The organism is Stappia sp. (assembly GCF_048268045.1).
Taxonomy (GTDB): Bacteria; Pseudomonadota; Alphaproteobacteria; order Rhizobiales; family Stappiaceae; genus Stappia.
Genome location: NZ_JBLWWG010000001.1, coordinates 97,675 through 115,726 on the forward strand (window position 1 = coordinate 97,675; position 18,052 = coordinate 115,726).

At 67.4% G+C, this 18,052-nt stretch carries 22 protein-coding genes; 15 read left to right on the plus strand and 7 right to left on the minus strand.

From position 1 onward, the window contains the following. The first annotated feature begins 32 nt into the window (after positions 1 to 32). Complete coding sequence (locus tag ACN0WF_RS00495; RefSeq protein ID WP_417770802.1) at positions 33 to 512, plus strand: Lrp/AsnC family transcriptional regulator; 480 nt, start codon at positions 33 to 35, stop codon at positions 510 to 512. A gap of 17 nt (positions 513 to 529) precedes the next feature. Here the strand turns inward: ACN0WF_RS00495 and ACN0WF_RS00500 are convergent, their stop codons facing one another. Next, a complete protein-coding gene (locus ACN0WF_RS00500; protein WP_417770803.1) occupies positions 530 to 1,153 on the minus strand; it encodes a LysE family transporter in 624 nt (207 codons plus the stop codon). 183 nt (positions 1,154 to 1,336) lie between these two features. On the opposite strand from ACN0WF_RS00500, the gene ACN0WF_RS00505 reads away from it, so the two are divergent. Next, on the plus strand, positions 1,337 to 1,810 hold the full coding sequence (locus tag ACN0WF_RS00505) for a GFA family protein (protein WP_417770804.1): 474 nt from the start codon (positions 1,337 to 1,339) through the stop codon (positions 1,808 to 1,810). Here ACN0WF_RS00505 and ACN0WF_RS00510 read toward each other — a convergent pair. After that, positions 1,807 to 3,069 (minus strand): NAD(P)/FAD-dependent oxidoreductase, encoded by a 1,263-nt coding sequence (locus ACN0WF_RS00510; protein ID WP_417770805.1) that lies wholly within the window; start codon positions 3,067 to 3,069, stop codon positions 1,807 to 1,809. The genes ACN0WF_RS00505 and ACN0WF_RS00510 overlap by 4 nt on opposite strands. A gap of 182 nt (positions 3,070 to 3,251) precedes the next feature. Between ACN0WF_RS00510 and ACN0WF_RS00515 the strand changes: the two genes are divergently transcribed. The 7 genes from ACN0WF_RS00515 (at position 3,252) to ACN0WF_RS00545 (ending at position 9,303) form a co-directional block, all read left to right on the plus strand. Next, positions 3,252 to 4,250 (plus strand): sodium:proton symporter, encoded by a 999-nt coding sequence (locus tag ACN0WF_RS00515; RefSeq protein ID WP_417770806.1) that lies wholly within the window; start codon positions 3,252 to 3,254, stop codon positions 4,248 to 4,250. A 55-nt stretch (positions 4,251 to 4,305) separates the two neighbouring features. Beyond that, a complete protein-coding gene (locus tag ACN0WF_RS00520) occupies positions 4,306 to 5,079 on the plus strand; it encodes a DUF2259 domain-containing protein (RefSeq protein ID WP_417770807.1) in 774 nt (257 codons plus the stop codon). A 127-nt stretch (positions 5,080 to 5,206) separates the two neighbouring features. After that, positions 5,207 to 5,890 carry a ribulose-phosphate 3-epimerase gene (rpe, locus tag ACN0WF_RS00525; protein ID WP_417770808.1) on the plus strand — a complete coding sequence of 228 codons (684 nt, stop codon included), beginning with the start codon at positions 5,207 to 5,209 and terminating at the stop codon, positions 5,888 to 5,890. A gap of 37 nt (positions 5,891 to 5,927) precedes the next feature. Then, positions 5,928 to 6,401, plus strand: coding sequence for a hypothetical protein (locus tag ACN0WF_RS00530; protein ID WP_417770809.1), 474 nt, complete (start codon positions 5,928 to 5,930; stop codon positions 6,399 to 6,401). Between the two features lie 53 nt (positions 6,402 to 6,454). After that, positions 6,455 to 7,783, plus strand: a complete 1,329-nt coding sequence (gene purB / locus ACN0WF_RS00535) for an adenylosuccinate lyase (protein ID WP_417770810.1) — start codon at positions 6,455 to 6,457, stop codon at positions 7,781 to 7,783. Between the two features lie 66 nt (positions 7,784 to 7,849). After that, on the plus strand, positions 7,850 to 8,404 hold the full coding sequence (locus ACN0WF_RS00540; RefSeq protein WP_417770811.1) for an RBBP9/YdeN family alpha/beta hydrolase: 555 nt from the start codon (positions 7,850 to 7,852) through the stop codon (positions 8,402 to 8,404). A 212-nt stretch (positions 8,405 to 8,616) separates the two neighbouring features. Then, complete coding sequence (locus ACN0WF_RS00545) at positions 8,617 to 9,303, plus strand: hypothetical protein (protein ID WP_417770812.1); 687 nt, start codon at positions 8,617 to 8,619, stop codon at positions 9,301 to 9,303. Between the two features lie 24 nt (positions 9,304 to 9,327). Here ACN0WF_RS00545 and ACN0WF_RS00550 read toward each other — a convergent pair whose 3' ends face one another. From ACN0WF_RS00550 to ACN0WF_RS00560, 3 genes are all read right to left on the minus strand, one after another. Next, a complete protein-coding gene (locus ACN0WF_RS00550) occupies positions 9,328 to 9,546 on the minus strand; it encodes a hypothetical protein (protein WP_417770813.1) in 219 nt (72 codons plus the stop codon). Between the two features lie 181 nt (positions 9,547 to 9,727). Beyond that, entirely contained in the window at positions 9,728 to 10,498 is a 771-nt protein-coding gene (locus ACN0WF_RS00555) for an HpcH/HpaI aldolase family protein (RefSeq protein ID WP_417770814.1), read from the minus strand. A 193-nt stretch (positions 10,499 to 10,691) separates the two neighbouring features. Continuing rightward, positions 10,692 to 11,015, minus strand: coding sequence for a DUF1476 domain-containing protein (locus ACN0WF_RS00560; RefSeq protein ID WP_417770815.1), 324 nt, complete (start codon positions 11,013 to 11,015; stop codon positions 10,692 to 10,694). Positions 11,016 to 11,455: 440 nt separating this feature from the next. Between ACN0WF_RS00560 and purC the strand changes: the two genes are divergently transcribed. Beyond that, entirely contained in the window at positions 11,456 to 12,253 is a 798-nt protein-coding gene (gene purC, locus ACN0WF_RS00565; protein WP_417770816.1) for a phosphoribosylaminoimidazolesuccinocarboxamide synthase, read from the plus strand. Between the two features lie 109 nt (positions 12,254 to 12,362). On the opposite strand, the gene ACN0WF_RS00570 is transcribed toward purC, so the two are convergent. Next, positions 12,363 to 13,127, minus strand: a complete 765-nt coding sequence (locus tag ACN0WF_RS00570; RefSeq protein ID WP_417770817.1) for an SDR family oxidoreductase — start codon at positions 13,125 to 13,127, stop codon at positions 12,363 to 12,365. Between the two features lie 253 nt (positions 13,128 to 13,380). On the opposite strand from ACN0WF_RS00570, the gene purS reads away from it, so the two are divergent. Genes purS through ACN0WF_RS00590 form a run of 4 tightly spaced genes read left to right on the plus strand, consistent with a single transcriptional unit; the run spans position 13,381 to position 14,773 of the window. Further along, positions 13,381 to 13,620 (plus strand): phosphoribosylformylglycinamidine synthase subunit PurS, encoded by a 240-nt coding sequence (gene purS / locus ACN0WF_RS00575; RefSeq protein ID WP_417770818.1) that lies wholly within the window; start codon positions 13,381 to 13,383, stop codon positions 13,618 to 13,620. Between the two features lie 34 nt (positions 13,621 to 13,654). Then, the gene (locus ACN0WF_RS00580; protein ID WP_417770819.1) at positions 13,655 to 13,762 is read left to right on the plus strand and encodes a phosphoribosylformylglycinamidine synthase-associated small membrane protein; all 108 of its coding nucleotides are present in this window, start codon (positions 13,655 to 13,657) and stop codon (positions 13,760 to 13,762) included. A gap of 38 nt (positions 13,763 to 13,800) precedes the next feature. Beyond that, complete coding sequence (purQ, locus tag ACN0WF_RS00585; protein ID WP_417770820.1) at positions 13,801 to 14,475, plus strand: phosphoribosylformylglycinamidine synthase subunit PurQ; 675 nt, start codon at positions 13,801 to 13,803, stop codon at positions 14,473 to 14,475. Positions 14,476 to 14,512: 37 nt separating this feature from the next. Further along, positions 14,513 to 14,773, plus strand: a complete 261-nt coding sequence (locus ACN0WF_RS00590; RefSeq protein ID WP_417770821.1) for a DUF2164 family protein — start codon at positions 14,513 to 14,515, stop codon at positions 14,771 to 14,773. A gap of 4 nt (positions 14,774 to 14,777) precedes the next feature. Here the strand turns inward: ACN0WF_RS00590 and yegS are convergent, their stop codons facing one another. Then, on the minus strand, positions 14,778 to 15,686 hold the full coding sequence (gene yegS, locus ACN0WF_RS00595; RefSeq protein WP_417770822.1) for a lipid kinase YegS: 909 nt from the start codon (positions 15,684 to 15,686) through the stop codon (positions 14,778 to 14,780). Between the two features lie 121 nt (positions 15,687 to 15,807). On the opposite strand from yegS, the gene purL reads away from it, so the two are divergent. Continuing rightward, the gene (gene purL, locus ACN0WF_RS00600) at positions 15,808 to 18,015 is read left to right on the plus strand and encodes a phosphoribosylformylglycinamidine synthase subunit PurL (RefSeq protein ID WP_417770823.1); all 2,208 of its coding nucleotides are present in this window, start codon (positions 15,808 to 15,810) and stop codon (positions 18,013 to 18,015) included. Positions 18,016 to 18,052 lie beyond the last annotated feature (37 nt).

Sequence of the window (18,052 nt, forward strand, 5' to 3'; positions counted from 1 at the left end):
GAAATCGCAGTAAAATTCCGTACAAGAGCCGGATGAGCGAAAAATATCTCCTCGATCCGTCCGACATTCGCGTGCTCAAGATCCTGCAACGGGACGCCTCGCTGTCGATTGCCGAAATCGCGCGCGAGGCCGGCATGAGCCAGACGCCCTGCTGGCGGCGGATCAAGAAGCTCAAGGAAAGCGGCATCATTCGCCAGACGGTCGCCGTGGTCGACCGCGAGGCCGTGGGCCTCGGCTTCGTCGCCTATGCCTTCGTCAAGCTGGCGGTGCCGAGCCGGGAGAACATGGAAACCTTCGACAAGCTGGTCGACCGCTGGCCGGAGGTGGTGATCTGCGAGCGCATCACCGGCGCCGTCGACTACCTGATCAAGGTCGTGACCAGCGACATAAAGGCTTATGACGATTTCCTGCGGCTGAAGCTGCTCGACAACGCCATGGTCTCCGACGTGCAGTCACGCATCGTCGTCAGCACGGTGAAACAGACGGTCGCCCTGCCGCTTCGCGAAAGCTGAAGCGGCCTCGCCCGCCCTCAGCGGTCCATCACGGCGATGCGCAGGCCGAGCAGGATGAGTACGCCGCCGAGCAGGCGTGACACGCCTGCCTGCGCCCCCTCGATGGACCGGCGCACCGGCCGCGTGTCGAGCGTGAAGACAAAGACCAGCCAGAACAGCGCGCTGACGCAAACCGTGGTCGCCACCAGCGCCAGCATGCCCGCGCCCGAGGTCTGCGGCGTGATCACCATGGTGAAGACGCCGAGGTAGAAGAGCGTGCCCTTGGGGTTGAGGATGTTGTTGAAGAAGCCTTGCACGAAGAACGTGCGCCGACGCGCCTTTGCCGTCTCCGCCGACGCGTCGAGGGAAATTCTCCCGCCGGCCGAGCGCAGGCTCATGATGCCGAGATAGACCAGATAGGCGGCGGCCAGGTATTTCAGCACCGAGAAGGCGACAATGCTGCGCGAGATCAGCAGCCCGATGCCGACCGCGCAATAGCCGATGTGCACCAGATTTCCCGCGAGAACCCCGAGCGCCGTCATCAGGCCGCCACGACGCCCGCCGGCAAGCGTGTTGCGCAGCACGATGACCATGTCCGGCCCCGGACTCACCATGACAAGGGCAGTGAGACCGGCGAGCACCGCGACCTGATGGGCAAGCATGTTGTCGATCTCCTACGCAGAGCGGGCAAGAACAGGATCCGCCCGAAAGAGATCACCTGTCGACAAGATGGACAAGGCGTCATTTTGGGCAAAAGGGCAGGCATGCAGGTTTCGGGGCGCTCGGTTTCGGGCCACACTGCGACCAGGAATCGCAACGCCCACTGCCCTGAAGGGGAGCATCCCATGAAGCCGCTTGTCGGATCCTGCCGCTGTGGCAAGACGGAAATCGAGGTATCCGCCCCGCCGATCATGACGGCGGCCTGTCACTGCGACGGTTGCCGCAAGATGAGCGCGAGCGCCTTTTCCCTTACCGCCATGGTGCCAACCTCCGCCTTTCACGTCACCAAGGGAGAGCCGGTGAAAGGCGGGGCGAAAGGCCCTCAGCTCGACCACTATTTCTGCCCCGACTGCATGACCTGGATGTTCACGCGGATTGTCGGCATGGATGCCTTCGTCAACGTGCGCCCGACCATGTTCGACGACGCCCGCCTGTCGTACCCCTTCATGGAGACGATGACGGCGGAGAAACTTGCCTGGGTGGAGCTGCCTGTCGAACACAGCTATACGGGCTTCCCTCCTCCCGAGGATTTCGCGAAACTCATGCAGGATTTCGCCGCACGCTGGGCGGCGGCTCCCGCGGAAGAGACCGGCAGCTAGCCGACCAGAAGGCGCGCCGGAGTGAAGGGGACCGGATCGACGAAGGCCGGGTCGCCCGACATCATCTCCGACAGCAGCCGCCCCATGGCCGGCGCCAGAGAGAAGCCGTCCGCGCCGTGGCCGAGCGCCATCCACAGGCCGGGGCCGCCGGGGACGGGGCCGAGCACGGGCAGCCCGTCCGGGGTCAGCACACGGTGGCCGATGACCGGCACGTCCTCCACCGCGGAGCCAAGGGGGATCAGCGCGCGCGCGCAGGTCACCTGCCGCTCGAAACCGGCGGAGCGGATCTCGTCGGCCGGCTCGTTCTGGCCTGCCGTCAGTTCCTCGTCGCCGATCAGGCGGATGCCGCGCTCCATCGGCGTCATCAGGAAACCGCCGTCGACATCGCTGACCGGCCGCGACAGCGACACGCCCGATACGGGCCGGAAATGGCCGTGGCGGTTGCGCAGCGTGGCAAGCGGCAGTGCCAGGCCGAACCGGTGCAACAGCGGCAGCGTGCCCGAGCCCAGCGCCAGCACGGCCTGTTCGGCCGCGATCTCGCCATGGGCCGTCGGCACCGTCCAGTTCGACCACGCCTGAGACAGCGCTCCCGGATCGCCGGTCACGATCTCGCCGCCGCGCTCGCGGAAGAGGCGTGCATAGGCCTTGGTCACCCCGCCCGGCGAGGACACCGACTGGCTGTCGGGCCAGTGGACAGCGGCAAGAATGCGCCCGCGAATATCCGGCTCGAGCCGGGCAAGGCGCGCGTCGTCCAGATCCTCGTAGGGAATGCCGACAATCCGGGCGAAATGACGCTCGACCTCGCTGGCCTGATGCGAGGCCGCGGTCCGGTAGATCTTGATCCAGCCGGTGCGCCGGAAAAAACGGAAGGCGCTCGCCGCACGGGCAATCGCCAGATGCTCAGCGATGGCCGCCGCCTGAAGCGGCGCCAGCGCGCGGGCATGGCGCGGAACGTTCAGCGAGGAGGTCTCGACGCGCGCCGCCTTGAGAAACCGGCGCAGGGCGGGAAGCGCGCGTGCCTCGATTCGCATCCCCCCGGAGCGTGAGAAAAGGCGTGCGAGGATGTCCATCGCTCCCTGCGGCACATCCAGCGGCGTGAAGCCGGTGCGGGCAAGAAGCCCCGAATTCCCTCGCGAGGAGACCTCTCCCGGCGCGAAATCGTCGACGAGGCACACACGCCAGCCTCGCGCCTGCAAGTGCAAGGCGACGCTGACCCCCGTGATACCCGCCCCCAGGACGATGACGTCGACGCTACGCATATCATCTATCGACACAAATCCGCCGCGCCGCGCAAGCGGCAAGTCGCGCGCGGTCCCATGTCGACGGTTGCGAAGCCCCTGCGGCCACACGCTTTCACCAGCATTCGTGTCGCCGGTCATTGCCAAGCCTGCCGCCGGCCGGCATGCTTGCACCTCCCGCCGCAGCCGCCGGAGGCCATGCCATGCAGGCGCTCGCCCTGCCCCTCCATCTTCTCGCGTGGCTCGGACGCCAGGGCACACGCGCCGTCGCCATCAGCGCCTTGCTCGGCCTCTTCCTGCCGCAGCTTTCAGCGCTCTTCCGCCCCTATGTGGGCGAAGCCATCTTCGTGCTCCTGGTGCTTGCCTTCCTGCGCGTCGACCCGGTGGCCGTTCTTGCCCACATGCGGCGGCCGCGCCTGATCTTCCTTGCCTTCGTGTGGATGCAGGTCGCCGTGCCGGTGGCGGCCGCCCTTCTGGTGACCGCCTTCGGCCCGGCCTCCCTGCAGCCCGACCTCGGCCTTGCGGTCTTTCTCGTCACCGCCGGCCCGGCGATCATGTCGGCACCCGCCTTCATCGCCCTGATCGGCCTCGACAGCGCCCTGTCGCTCGCCCTGATCGTCGCCGGCATGCTGCTGACGCCGCTGACCGCGCCTCTGATCGGCGGCCTGATCCTCGGTGACACGCTGCCCATCGACGCGCTCGCCCTCGGCATCCGCCTGGCGCTGCTGCTCGCGGCCTCCGCCGGCAGCGCCTGGGTAATCCGCCGCCTCGCCGGAACGCCGCGCGTGGCGGCCGCGCGCGAGCATATCGACGGGCTCAATGTGCTGATCCTCTTCGTCTTCGCCGTCGCCGTGATGGACGGGGTGGCGGCGCATTTCGCCGAGACACCGTTGCTGACGCTCGGTGTCGGCGCGCTCACCTTCGCCGTCGCGCTGGCGCAGATGGGCCTGACCATGCTGGTCTTCGCCCGCACAAGGCGCGACCAGGCCTTCGTGCTCGCCCATGCCTGCGGCAACCGCAACATGGGTCTGCTCGTCGCCGCCCTCGGCGGCACGCTGCCCGATCTCGCCTGGCTCTATTTCGGCCTCGGGCAGTTGCCGATCTACCTGCTGCCCTGGCTGCTGAAGCCGGTGGCGACACGTCTTGCCGCCGATCATCGCCCGCGTGACGGCGATCACATCGCAGCCCCCGGTTCCAGCTAGACTTGCCGGCACGAAGCCCGCAAGGGCTTGCCCCTTGCCCGCGAAGGACAGTCCGATGCCCAACCGCTCCCGCTTCATCGCCGTGCCCAGGCACTTCGTCCGTCTGCTTGCCGTAGCCGTCGCGGTGCTTGTCGCCCCCGTCGGCCCGGCGCTTGCCGGCGACTACGCCAGGACAGAGATCCTCGGCTTTTCCGCCGACGGCAGCCATTTCGCCTTCGAGGAATACGGCATCCAGGACGGTTCCGGCTTTCCCTATTCCAACATCTACGTGATCGATACGAGCCAGGACAGCTGGGTGCCGGGCTCACCGTTCCGCCTGCGCGAGCGCATCGACGACAGCCAGCCGCTCGACCTCGAAGAGGTGCTGCGGGAAACCCGCGCCCGCAACCGGGAGACGGCGCGCGCCGTGCTGGAGGCGACCGGGATCGACGGGCGCGGCGACACGGTCGCTCACAATCCGCCGACGGAAAAATTCGCCGACCGCTACCTGATGGTGGCCTCGACGGTGCGCGAGTCCCCCGACTTCGGCACTCCGCTGGACCTGCGCATGTCGGTCTTCCCGCTCGACGCCAAGTCCTGCCCCTCGGGCTTCGGCAAGACGCAAGGGTTCCGCCTGACGCTGACAGAGGGGCAAGACGAACGCCTCCTCAACGACGACAAGAGCCTGCCGGAAAGCCGCGGGTGCCCGCTCGACTACCGCATCGAGAGGCTCGTCACCTACCGCAAGAGCTGGAACGACACGCCCTATTTCGCCGTGCTCGTGCTGGTCGAGTCGATCGGCTTCGAGGGCAAGGACGGACGCTATCTGGCGATCACCGGCAAGCTCTAGGCGCACAGGCGGTGGCAGCGGCGCTTTCCCTGCGGCCTTGTGAGCCGGCACCGGCTATGATAGCCGCATTCGCGAATGCGGCGGCATCGCCCGCCGCCTCCCCTCGCCCCTGCCGGAGCTGCCACCGATGACCCGCCCGATCACCATCGCCCCCTCGATGCTCGCCTCCGACTTCTCCGCCTTTGGCCAGGAAGTCCGCGACGTCGTGGAAGCCGGCGCCGACTGGATCCATCTCGACGTGATGGACGGGCATTTCGTGCCCAACATCAGCTTCGGCCCAGACGTGATCGCGGCGATGCGCAAGCATACCGACAAGGTGTTCGACACCCACCTGATGATCGCACCCTGCGATGCCTATCTGGAGGCTTTCGCCAAGGCCGGCTCCGACATCATCACCGTCCACGCCGAGGCGGGCCCGCATCTCGACCGCTCGCTGCAGGCGATCCGTTCGCTTGGCAAGAAGGCCGGTGTCTCGCTCAACCCGGCGACACCGGAAAGCGTCCTCGAATATGTGCTCGACCGGCTCGACCTGATCCTCGTCATGAGCGTCAACCCGGGCTTCGGCGGCCAGTCCTTCATCCCGGCGATGGTCGACAAGGTGGCGCGGATCCGCGAGATGATCGGTGACCGGCCGATCGACATCGAGGTGGACGGCGGCGTCACTCCCGCCACCGCGCCGCTGGTCGCCGCCGCCGGCGCCAATGTGCTCGTCGCCGGCTCCGCCGTGTTCAAGGGTGCGGGCGTCGACGGCTACCGCAGCAACATCGACGCGATCCGCAGCGCCGCCGAGATGGCCGCGGCGGCGGCCTGATCCGGCCGGCCCGCGGCCGCAGCCGAAGGAGACGCCGATGCGCCCGCTCCTCTTCGCGTTCGTCTGGTCGCTTTTCGTGACAGGGCTCGAGGCGGGTGTGCTCACCCTGCGTGCGGAGGCGCTCACCGGACGCTCGCTCGGCGTCGTGGCGATCTTCGCCGTCGGCGGCTTCGCCGGCGGGCTCGCCGCCTGGGGCATCGCCTCGCTGCTCACCTTCCGGCGCAGGCGTCACCGCACATCCGCCCGCTTCGCGGCGATGGTGGTGGCGCTCGCAGTGGCGACAGCCGCCGCCACCGCCTTCCTCTTCTACCTGCAATTCAACACCTATTACGCCCAGTGGCACACCGACAGGCCATCCTTCCGGATGCTCTGGGAGACGATCTTCACCTCGGCGACGAGCAGCTACATCTTCGTCGTCATGGGCATCCGCCCGCTGCTGCCCGTCCTGCTCCCCGCACTTCTCGCGGCCGGCTGGATCTTCGCCCGGATTGAGCCGCGCCGCCGCGTCTGATATGGCACCGGCAACTTTCCGAAGCTTCCAAACAGCTCCCAAGAGGACACCGCATGATTCCGCGCTACTCCCGGCCCGAGATGGTCGCCATCTGGTCGCCCGAGACCAAGTTCCGCATCTGGTTCGAAATCGAGGCGCATGCCTGCGACGCGCTGGCGGAGCTCGGCGTCATCCCGCAGGAAGCTGCAAGGACCATCTGGGAGAAGGGCGGCTCGGCCACCTTCGACGTCGACCGCATCGACGAGATCGAGCGCGAGACCAAGCATGACGTCATCGCGTTTCTGACCCATCTCTCCGAGATCGTCGGCCCCGACGCCCGCTTCGTGCACCAGGGCATGACCTCCTCGGACGTGCTCGACACCTGCCTCAACGTGCAGCTGACCCGCGCCGCCGACCTGCTGCTCGCCGACATCGACGCGCTGCTTGGCGCAATCAAGCGCCGCGCCTTCGAGCACAAGGACACCGTCTGCATCGGCCGCTCCCACGGCATCCACGCCGAGCCGGTCACCTTCGGCCTGAAGATGGCGGAGGCCTATGCCGAGTTCGACCGCTGCCGCACCCGCCTTCTGGCGGCCCGCGCCGAGATCGCCACATGCGCCATCTCCGGCGCTGTCGGCACCTTCGCCAACATCGATCCGCGCATCGAGGAGCATGTCGCCAACGCCATGGGCCTCGCCGTCGAGCCGGTCTCGACCCAGGTCATTCCGCGCGACCGCCATGCGATGTTCTTCGCCACGCTCGGCGTCATCGCCTCCTCGATCGAGCGCGTGGCGACCGAAATCCGCCACCTGCAGCGCACCGAGGTGCTGGAAGCGGAGGAGTATTTCTCCCCCGGCCAGAAGGGCTCCAGCGCCATGCCGCACAAGCGCAACCCGGTCCTGACCGAGAACCTGACGGGCCTCGCCCGCATGGTGCGCGCCTATGCGATGCCGGCGATGGAGAACGTGGCGCTGTGGCACGAGCGCGACATCTCGCACTCCTCGGTCGAGCGCATGATCGGCCCCGACGCGACCGTCACCCTCGACTTCGCACTCGCCCGGCTGACCAATGTCATCGACAAGCTGATGGTCTATCCGGAGCGGATGCTGGCCAACATGAACCGCCTTGGCGGTCTCGTGCACTCCCAGCGCATCCTGCTGGCGCTGACGCAGGCCGGCGTGTCGCGCGAGGACGCCTACCGGCTCGTCCAGCGCAACGCCATGAAGGTGTGGGACAGCTACCAGACGCAGGGCAGCTCCGACGTTGATTTCCTTGAAGAGCTGCTGAAGGACAAGGATGTGCGCGATGCTCTGTCCGAGGACGAGATCCGCTCGCGCTTCGACCTCGGCTACCACGTCAAGTCCGTTGACACGATCTTCGCCCGCGTCTTCGGCAAAGACTGACAGCACGGATGGGGACGAGCCTCGCGGCCGTCCCCATTTTCCTGCCCAACCGGGAGAAGAGCGGCCATGAAGATCTCCGAGACAGACATTCTCCTCGTTCCAGGCTACGGCGAGACGCCGGCCGCGCACTGGCTGCACCGCTGGCAGGAGAAAATGCCCACGGCTCGCTTCGTCGAGCTGTCCTCGACCTTCCATCCCGTGCGCAAGCAGTGGGTCGAGGCGATCGCGGCCGCCGTCGAGGCAGCCGAACGGCCGGTTGTGCTCGTCGCCCATTCGCTCGGCGCCATCGCCTGCGTCCATGCGGCCCGCGCCCTTCCGGCGGACAAGGTGAAAGCCGCCTTCCTCGTCGCGCCGACCAATCTCGCCCGCAGCGCGCCGAAGCCCGCCTTCGAAGTCGGCGACTTCCTGCCCGTCCCCAAAGGTCCGCTTCCCTTCATGGCGCGTGTCGTCGCGAGCCGCAACGATCCGCATTGCGACTACGACACGGCACACGGCTTCGCGCTCGACTGGGGCGCCCACTTCCAGGACGCGGGCGAAGCCGGGCACATCAACCAGGACAGCGGCCACGGCCCATGGCCGGAAGGGTTGATGTCCTTCGCCTATCTCATGAAGGACTTGTGAGCGCGCGCAGGCGATGACGCAAGGACAGCGCCCTGCCCTTCTTCACACCCGGAGGAAGGCGTTTTCGCCGTTGCTTGCCGCAAACGCCGCACATACAGTTCGGGCCGTGCGTTCGACGCAAAAGCTTTGACTGCATTTCCCTGGTCACATCAAGCGTTAGGCGGGTTCATTCATTTCGTCAGCCAACCTCTTTTTCCGGAAAAAGCATTTCGATGAAATCAGGCAAGAACGTCCTGCGCGCAGCGCTGCTCCTCGCCGGCCCGATGATCCTCGCCGGGTGCGGCCCGAGCAAGGAGGATCTGGAGCGGCACAAGCAACTGGTGCAAACGCTCGTCGAGGCCCGTGACGGCAGGAGCACCTGCGGCAACACGGAAAACTCCTCTCCTGCCGCCCGCGCCATCGTGGCGAAGGACAGGCTGCGCGGGTTGACACGCTACACCGACAACGACGCCCCCGAGGCCATGTCCGACCGCACCAGCGTGTCCTACATGCCCGGGCACGGCACGCAGATCTCCTACACCTCCGCCGACGGACGCTCCTGGCTCTGGTATCCGGGCAACAGCCGTATCCTGGAAGGCCGCTGGAAGCTGGACGACAGCAAGGACTACCTGCAGGTCTGCTACGACTACGGTGCTGGAACCCGCAACCCGACGATGAAGAAGGCCGGCAGCAGCACCCAGTGCGGCAATTTTCACAACCAGGAAATCTTCACGCTCGATACGAAACGCGGCGACGTCTTCGGCCTTGCCGGCGCGGCGGTGGCCAGGCCGCTGCCCAAGGACGCGGCCAAACCCTATTCACCGGGTTGCGCGCCGGCCCGCAAGCCGCTGCTGAAAAACGGCAAGCCGCCGATCGAGAACCTGCAGGCGGACCTCAAGGGATACCTCCGTCATCCCTGAGGGAAGCGTCCCGCCCGCCGCGGGTCAGCTGGCCGCGCGCGGGCCGGCCTTGGTCAGCGCGCTGATCTTGGCGGCCACGAAGAGGGAGACGGGCACGGCGAGCACCACGCCGACGCCGGCGAAGGCCGCCAGCAGCCAGGGCTCATAGTCGTTGATGCCATAGAAGGTCATCGGCATGAGCGCGCAGATGCCCGCAAGCGTCGGGGCGATCACGATGAAAAGCAAGGCTGCCAGTTTCCACATAGGAAGTCACTCCGCGCTGAGGCGGCGCTCCTGATCCCCGGCCCGCACCGGCGGGCCCGCGCCGCACGACACGGTTCACCCTAGCCTTCACAAATGCGAAAAGAATGCGGCACCCCGCCCCATGGGGCTTTCACCTAGGACGCCAGGCCCTGCGGGCGGGGCTTCCTCATCGGCGCGCGCCTCAGCCGATTTCGGCGCGCTTGCGGGCTGCCTCGTCGAGGAACATGGCCATGTCGACGCCATAAGCGATGTAGCCGTAGCCCATCTCGCGCGCCCTGATGGCATCCGCGGCGGTGTTGCAGAAGATACCCGCCAGCTTTCCGGCCGCCTTCGCCCGCGCGGCGATGTCGGCGGCATGGCCCTGCACCTCGTCGCTGCTCGGGGCAAGACCCTTGCCCTCCGACAGGGTCAGCGACAGATCGCCCGGGCCGACGAAGACCGCATCAAGCCCTTCGACGGCAAGGATCTCGTCCAGCGCGGCAAGGGCCGCGGGCGTCTCGACCATGGCGAAGGCGATCGTCTCGCTGTTGGCGGCGGCGAGATACTCAGGCGGCGTCAGCCCGGCAAGCATGGCCCCGCGATGCGGCCCCCAGCTGCGCGCGCCGAGCGGCGGGTACTTGGCCGCTGCGACCAGCGCCAGCGCGTCCTCCGGCGTGTTGATCATCGGCACGATGACCGCCTCGGCGCCGAGATCGAAGGCCCGGCTGACATTGGCGAAATCATCCACGGGCGTGCGCACCACCGGATGCGCCCCGCCAAGCCGCGCGGCGGCGATGCCGTCGCGGACAGAGGCGATGTCGTGGAAGCCGTGCTGCATGTCGAGCATGACGCCCTCGTAGCCGGCGCGCGCGCACAGCTCGGCGACAATCGGCACCGCCAGCGACGACCAGGCCGTGACAATGGTCTCTCCGGCACGAAGCCGGGAAGCGAGCGAAGGCGTTCGGGAGGTCATGACGGGTCATCCTGTGCCGGGCCTAAGGCAGCAGCGCAAGGCGCGGTGCCGATGGCGGGATCGATCTGGCCGAAGCAGGATGCCCCGGCCGCGCGGGTCGCGGGCCACCGGCAATGGGGGCCCGGACGCGACGGGGAGGGAAAGCGCGCCGCGGAGCGGAGCCGCGACGCGCGAAGTCATAAACTGTCGGGGTTCAGGTGCCCGACTGGATCTGCTCAGCCGCGGTGTGCAGCAGTTCGTCCATGGTGCGACGGATCTGATGATCGGACTGCTCCACGCCGGCGTCGTCGAAATCCTTGCGGATCTTGCGGAACACGTCCTCCTCGCCCGGCTCCTCGAAGTCGGAACGGACGACTTCCTTGGCATATTCCTGAGCCTTCTCGGCATCGAGGCCGAGCTTCTCGGCAGCCCACAGGCCGAGCAGCTTGTTGCGCCGCGCGATGGCCTTGAAGCGCAGTTCCTCGTCGTGAGCGAACTTGCCCTCGAACCCCTCCTCGCGGTTGTTGAACGTGTTCATGCGCTCTTTCTCCTGCCTGTGTATCGCGTTTGCGTGTATCGCCACTGTATGTGGGCGGTTTCGGGGCGGTGCGGACCCGGCCCTGACCCCGGCCACGCCCTCGCGCGGCCTGTCGGCCCGGTCCGTCCCCCCATATGGGTATTGGTTCGCACCTTGCATATCCTTGCAGGGTGACCAAATCAACGCGATAACGCCCGCTTTCCTGAACTCTGCACGCTCCCTCGCACACCGGCCGCAAGCTGCGGCGCAGGCGCTGCAAATGTCGCCCAACGGCTTCATTGTACTTTGTCGGGCGATCGTGTAGTTTCCGCGCCATCGAGCGGGGGGACCGTATCTCATCTGCTGCTTCCGGACGCGCCGATGCTCCGCCCTCCTGCCAAGGACAAGGCGAGGCAGACGGCACCCGAAGGCACGCAGCGCACTGGAGCCACTCCGCCAGAATGGATTTTCTCTCACCAACACGGTACGTGCCTATGAACCGCCGCCGGCGCATTTACGAAGGCAAGGGCAAGATCCTCTATGAGGGCCCTGAGCCTGGAACGCTCATCCAGCACTTCAAGGACGATGCAACCGCGTTCAACGCCAAGAAGCACGAGATCATCGATGGCAAGGGCGTCCTGAACAACAGGATCTCCGAGTTCATCTTCAATCAGCTGAACGCGATCGGCATCCCCACCCACTTCCTGCGTCGCATGAACATGCGCGAGCAGCTGATCCGCGAAGTCGAGATCATCCCGCTCGAGGTGGTGGTGCGCAACGTTGCAGCCGGTTCGCTGTCGAAGCGCCTCGGTCTCGAGGAAGGCACGCAGCTGCCGCGTTCGATCATCGAGTTCTACTACAAGAACGACGCGCTCGACGATCCGATGGTCTCCGAGGAGCACATCACCGCTTTCGGCTGGTGCTCGCCCCAGGAGATGGACGACATCATGGCGCTGGCGATCCGCGTCAACGACTTCCTGACCGGCCTGTTCCTTGGCGTCGGCATCCGTCTCGTCGACTTCAAGATCGAGTGCGGCCGTCACTGGGAAGGCGACATGATGCGTGTCGTCGTCGCCGACGAGATCTCGCCCGACAGCTGCCGCCTGTGGGACATCCAGTCCAACGAGAAGATGGACAAGGACCGCTTCCGCCGCGACCTCGGCGGAATGCTGGAAGCCTACCAGGAAGTGGCCCGGCGCCTCGGCATCCTCAACGACAACGACCGGCCGAACGGCACCGGCCCCGTGCTGGTCAAGTAAGCTGCTCGCCCGGCAAGATCGCCGCGCGCTTCGCTTGCAAGAAACACGGAAAGCCCCGACCGGAAACGGCCGGGGCTTTCGGCTTTTCAGGGACGCCTTGCAGCGAAGGTCAGGTGCGGTTGATCGAAACGCCGCCGTCGACCAGCATCGCCGTTCCGGTGGTGAAGCTGGAGGCCGGAGAGGCAAGGTAGAGCGCGGTCCCGGCGATCTCCTCGGGTGAAGAGATGCGCTTGAGCGCATGCAGGCTCTCCACGAAGGCCAGCGCCTCCGGCGTCGAAGCCGCCTCGCGTCCCATCGGCGTGTCGATGCCGCCGGGCAGGATCGCATTGACCCGGATCCCCTTCGCGCCGACCTCGGCGGCCAGCACCTTGGTCAGGCCGACCAGGCCGGCCTTGCTGGCGGCATAGGCTGCCATGCCCGGCAGGCCGGCGGTATGGCCGACAAATGTGGACGTGAAGATCACCGAGCCGCCGCCCCGCTCCTCCATGGCCGGAAGCTGGTATTTCGCCCCCAGGAACCCGCTGGTCAGGTTGGTGGCGAGCACCGTGTTCCAGTCGTCGAGCGACAGGGACGACACGGGCTCCATGGGACCGATCATGCCCGCATTGTTGAACGCGATATCGAGGCCGCCGAAGCGGTCCTTCGCCAGATCGACCAGCGCCCTTGCGTAGTCCTCCTCCTGCACGTCGCCGGCCAGAACCGCCGCCCGGCCCCCTGCCCGCTCGATCTCCCCGGCGACCTCCTCAAGCTCGCCCCGGCGCCGCGCGCCAAGAACGACGGCACAGCCTTGCGCGGCGAAGAGCCGCGCTGTCGCCGCCCCCAGCCCGGAGCTCGCCCCGGTGATGATTGCGACCTTGTCTTCCAGTATTGGCATGAAACCCTCCATCGCCGTTGCAATGGCAGGCTTGGTAGGCGGGGAGAGCGCGCGGCGACACCCGATAGCAGATCGGCGAGGTTATCCCTGAGCGGCAGCCCGAACGGGAAAAACGGGCCGCGAAACGCCTCCCGCCGCTGCAAAGCGCACAAAACCCCCTTCCTTCCGGACGGCCAGCGCGCTAGAAGCGGGCCAACTGCCCAGCCGGTGGACGCCAACGCGCGCCGGCGCCGACTTGCGGAGACATCCCCCGATGAAAGCACGTGTGACCGTCACCCTGAAATCCGGCGTTCTCGACCCTCAGGGTCAGGCGATCGAGGGCGGCCTCGCCGCGCTTGGCTTCGCCGGGGTCGACAGTGTCCGCCAGGGCAAGGTGTTCGACGTGCAGCTGTCGGGCCGCGACGCGCAGGCCGCGCGCGACGATCTCACCGCCATGTGCGAGAAGCTGCTCGCCAACACGGTGATCGAGAATTACGCCATCGAGATCCTCTGAGGGGATCGCGGCCACGCACGACGACGGAGCACCCATGGACGACGACAGCGCCCGGGCGATCCGCTTTCTGCTGATCAAGGCCGCGTTGTTCATCGTTCTGCCGGCCGCGCTCGCGCTCGCCGCCGCGATCTTTCTGGTCTGACCCGTTTCCGGCCCGCGCTCCAAGGGAGACAAGACGTCATGAAGTCCGCCGTCATCACCTTCCCCGGCTCCAACCGCGAGCGCGACATGATGCATGCGCTCAGGCTCGCGACCGGTGTCGAGCCCGTCTCCGTGTGGCATGCCGACACCAGCCTGCCCGACGTCGACCTTGTCGTCCTGCCCGGCGGCTTTTCCTATGGCGACTATCTGCGCTCCGGCGCGATCGCCGCACGCGCGCCCATCATGAATGCGGTGCGCGACTTCGCGGCGAAGGGCCGCCTGGTGCTCGGCGTCTGCAACGGCTTCCAGATGCTCACCGAGGCCGGCCTGCTGCCCGGCGCGCTGATGCGCAACCAGGGACTGACCTTCGTCTGCCGCGAGGTTCTGCTGGAGACCGCCTCGACCGCGAGCCCCTTCACCCGCAACCTGACGAAGGGCGACGTCTGGCGCTGCCCGGTCGCCCACCACGACGGCAACTATTTCGCCGACGCCGAGACGCTGAAGGCGCTGGAAGACGCGGACCGCATCGCCTTCCGCTATGCGAAGGGCACCAACCCGAACGGCTCGGCCCATGATATCGCCGGCATCGTCAACCAGGCCGGCAACGTGCTTGGCATGATGCCGCACCCGGAAAACTACGTCGACAGCCTGCAGGCCTCGACGGACGGTGCCGCCTTCTTCGCCGGAATCGCCGGGGCGCTGGAGACGGCGTAGCGCTCTCCGCGGCCGCACTCCCGGAGGTCCATGCCACATGGCAAAACTCGAGCTGTCCCGCGACGAGACCACGGCCATCGCCGACTGGCTGCGCACAGCACTTGAGGAAGAGACCGGCTCCGCCATCGGCCCGTTCGAGGCCGAGACGCTGGTCGGCGCCCTGGTGCGCGACGTCGCCGGCCACTTCTACAACCGCGGCCTCCACGACGCCCGCGCGGCGATCTCCGCCCGCCTCGACGAGGTCGGCGAGATCGTCTACGCGATGGAACAGGCAAACGTTCTGGAGCGTGGGCGCTAGCCTCTCAGCCGGTCACAAAGCGGATCGCCCCCGGATCAACCTCGATCTCCAGCACTTGCGCCGCCATCGGCTCGCCGTCGAGATTGACCGCGAGGTCCTCGTCCGCCTCGACCGTCAGCCGCGTGAAGCGATGGGTGCGCGCGTAGCCCTGAAGGCCCGTCTCGCTCTCCTTCACCAGGCTGGAAAGAAGCGCCATCATGTGATCCGCGTCGGGCTTGGGAAACAGCGAGAGATCGAGCTTGCCGTCATCGACGCGGGCGTCCGCGCACAGCGCCACGCCGCCGCCGGCCAGTCGACCGTTGCCCACCGCCAGCGCCATGAACTCCCCGTCGAAGGAAAAGCCCTCGCCCGAGATCCGCGCCCGCGTGGGCGTGAGCTCGGCGAAGCGGCTGGCGCCGGCGATCAGATAGGCCGCCCCGCCCAGCAGCCGCTTGGCCCGCGGATCGGCCTCGCGGGTGATTCTCGTCACCGCCCCGGCGCTGGCGACATTGACGAAGACCCGCCCGTTGATCCGCCCGACATCGATCGGCTTTGCCGCCCCCCGGGCGCACAGCAGCAGCGCCGAGCCCATGTTGTCCACCGGAAGGCCGAGGCCGGCGGCGAAATCATTGGCCGTCCCCAGCGGCAGCACCGCGAAGGCACAGGGCGGCGCGGGCCGCGCCTCGAGTGCTGCCGCCACCACCTGATTGAGCGTGCCGTCGCCGCCACCGGCGACGACCACATCGGGCAGGTCATCGCCCTCGCGCCCGACCACCTCGCGCGCGAAACGGGCCGCATCGCCAGCATCATAGGTCACCCGCACCTCCACCCGGTGCCCGCGCCCGCGCACCGCCTCAACCGCCGCGCGCACATCCTCGCGTTGCGCCGACTTGCCATTGAGGATCAGATGCAGATGCCGTTCGTCCTGCGCCATGGTGTCCGTTTTCCTTGCTTGCGAGAGGCCGCGAAATGCCGCGGATGAATGTCTGCAATTCCATTTGTGCGCCCGGTTTGCTAAACGGGCGCATCTTCCGTTTCCGAGGTCCGAACCGAACATGATCCCCAACGACATCGCGATCACGCCCGAGCTGATCGAGGCCCACGGCCTGAAGCCCGACGAGTACGAGCGCATTCTGGCGCTGATCGGGCGGACCCCGACCTTCACCGAGCTTGGCATCTTCTCGGCCATGTGGAACGAGCACTGTTCCTACAAGTCCTCCAAGAAGTGGCTGAAGACGCTGCCGACCACCGGCGAGCGCGTGCTCCAGGGCCCGGGAGAGAACGCGGGTGTCGTCGACATCGGCGACGGCGAGGCGGTGGTCTTCAAGATGGAGAGCCACAACCACCCCTCCTATATCGAGCCCTATCAGGGGGCGGCAACAGGCGTCGGCGGCATCCTGCGTGATGTCTTCACCATGGGCGCGCGTCCCGTGGCGGCGATGAACGCGCTGCGCTTCGGCGCGCCCGAGCATCCGCGCACCCGCCACCTTGTCTCCGGCGTCGTTGCCGGTGTCGGCGGCTACGGCAACTCCTTCGGCGTGCCGACGGTCGGCGGCGAGGTCGAGTTCCACGCCCGCTACAACGGCAATTGCCTGGTCAACGCCTTCGCTGCCGGCATCGCCCGCACCGACGGCATCTTCCTCTCCAAGGCCGAGGGCATCGGCCTGCCCGTCGTCTATCTCGGCGCCAAGACCGGCCGTGATGGCGTCGGTGGCGCGACCATGGCCTCGGCCGAGTTCGATGAGACCATCGAAGAGAAGCGCCCGACCGTGCAGGTCGGCGACCCCTTCACCGAGAAGTGCCTGCTGGAGGCCTGCCTGGAGCTGATGCGCACCGGCGCCGTTGTCGCGATCCAGGACATGGGCGCGGCCGGCCTGACCTGCTCGGCGGTGGAAATGGGCGCCAAGGGCAACCTCGGTATCGACTTGGACCTCGACAAGGTGCCGGTGCGCGAAGAGCGCATGACCGCCTACGAGATGATGCTCTCCGAGAGCCAGGAGCGCATGCTCATGGTGCTGAAGCCGGAGAAGGAGGACGAGGCCAAGGCGATCTTCCGCAAGTGGGGCCTCGACTTCGCCATCGTCGGCGTCACCACGGACACGCTGCGCTTCGTTGTCCGCCACCAGGGCGAGACCGTGGCCGACCTGCCGATCAAGGAACTCGGCGACGAGGCTCCCGAGTATGACCGTCCCTGGGCGGAAACCGTGAAGCAGCCGACGATCCCGGCCTCCGAGATCGCGGAGCCTGCCGACTACGCCGCTGCCTTGCTGACGCTGGTCGGCAACGCCAACGGCGCCTCGCGCCGCTGGGTCTACGAGCAGTATGACACGCTGGTCCAGGGCAACACCATCGCCTCCCCGGGCGGCGATGCCGGCGTCATCCGCGTCGGCGACACGGGCAAGGCGCTCGCCTTCGCGGTCGACGTCACGCCGCGTTACGTCGAGGCGGACCCCTTCGAGGGCGGCAAGCAGGCGGTCGCCGAATGCTGGCGTAACCTGACGTCCGTCGGCGCGGAGCCGCTCGCGGCCACCGACAACCTCAACTTCGGCAACCCGGAGCGCCCGGAAATCATGGGCCAGCTCGTCGGCGCCATCAAGGGCATCGGCGCGGCCTGCGAGGCGCTCGACATGCCCATCGTCTCGGGCAATGTCTCGCTCTACAACGAGACCAGCGGCGAAGGCATCCTGCCGACCCCGGCCATCGGCGGCGTCGGCCTGCTGGCGGACGTGACGAAGCGCGCCACCGCCTCCTTCAAGGCCGACGGCGACGTCATCGCCGTCATCGGCGGCAATGGCACCCACCTTGGCCAGAGCGCCTTCCTGCGCGACATCCTGGGCGCGGAGAAGGGCGCACCGCCGCCCGTCGACCTCGCCGCCGAGCGCCGCCGCGGCGACTTCGTGCGCGACCTCATCCGCGAAGGGCGGGTGACGGCGGTGCATGACATCTCCACCGGCGGCCTCGCCGTGACGCTCGCCGAGATGGCCATGGCCGGCCGGCGCGGCGCGCGCGTCAAGGTCGAAGGACCGGCCCATGCCGCCCTCTTCGGCGAGGACCAGGGCCGCTACGTGCTGACGCTGAACGCCGAGGAAGCCGACAGCGTCGTCGAGGACGCCCTCGACGCCGGACTGGAGATCGCCGAGATCGGCCATGTCGGCGGACAGGATTTGACGGTTGAGGACATCCTCACCATATCCGTTGCAAAGCTCGCCGAGAGCCACGAGACTTGGTTCCCGGACTACATGGAAAAGACGCGCCAGGACTAGGCGCACGGAGCCGGCGGCCGATGAGGGCGCCGGCGGG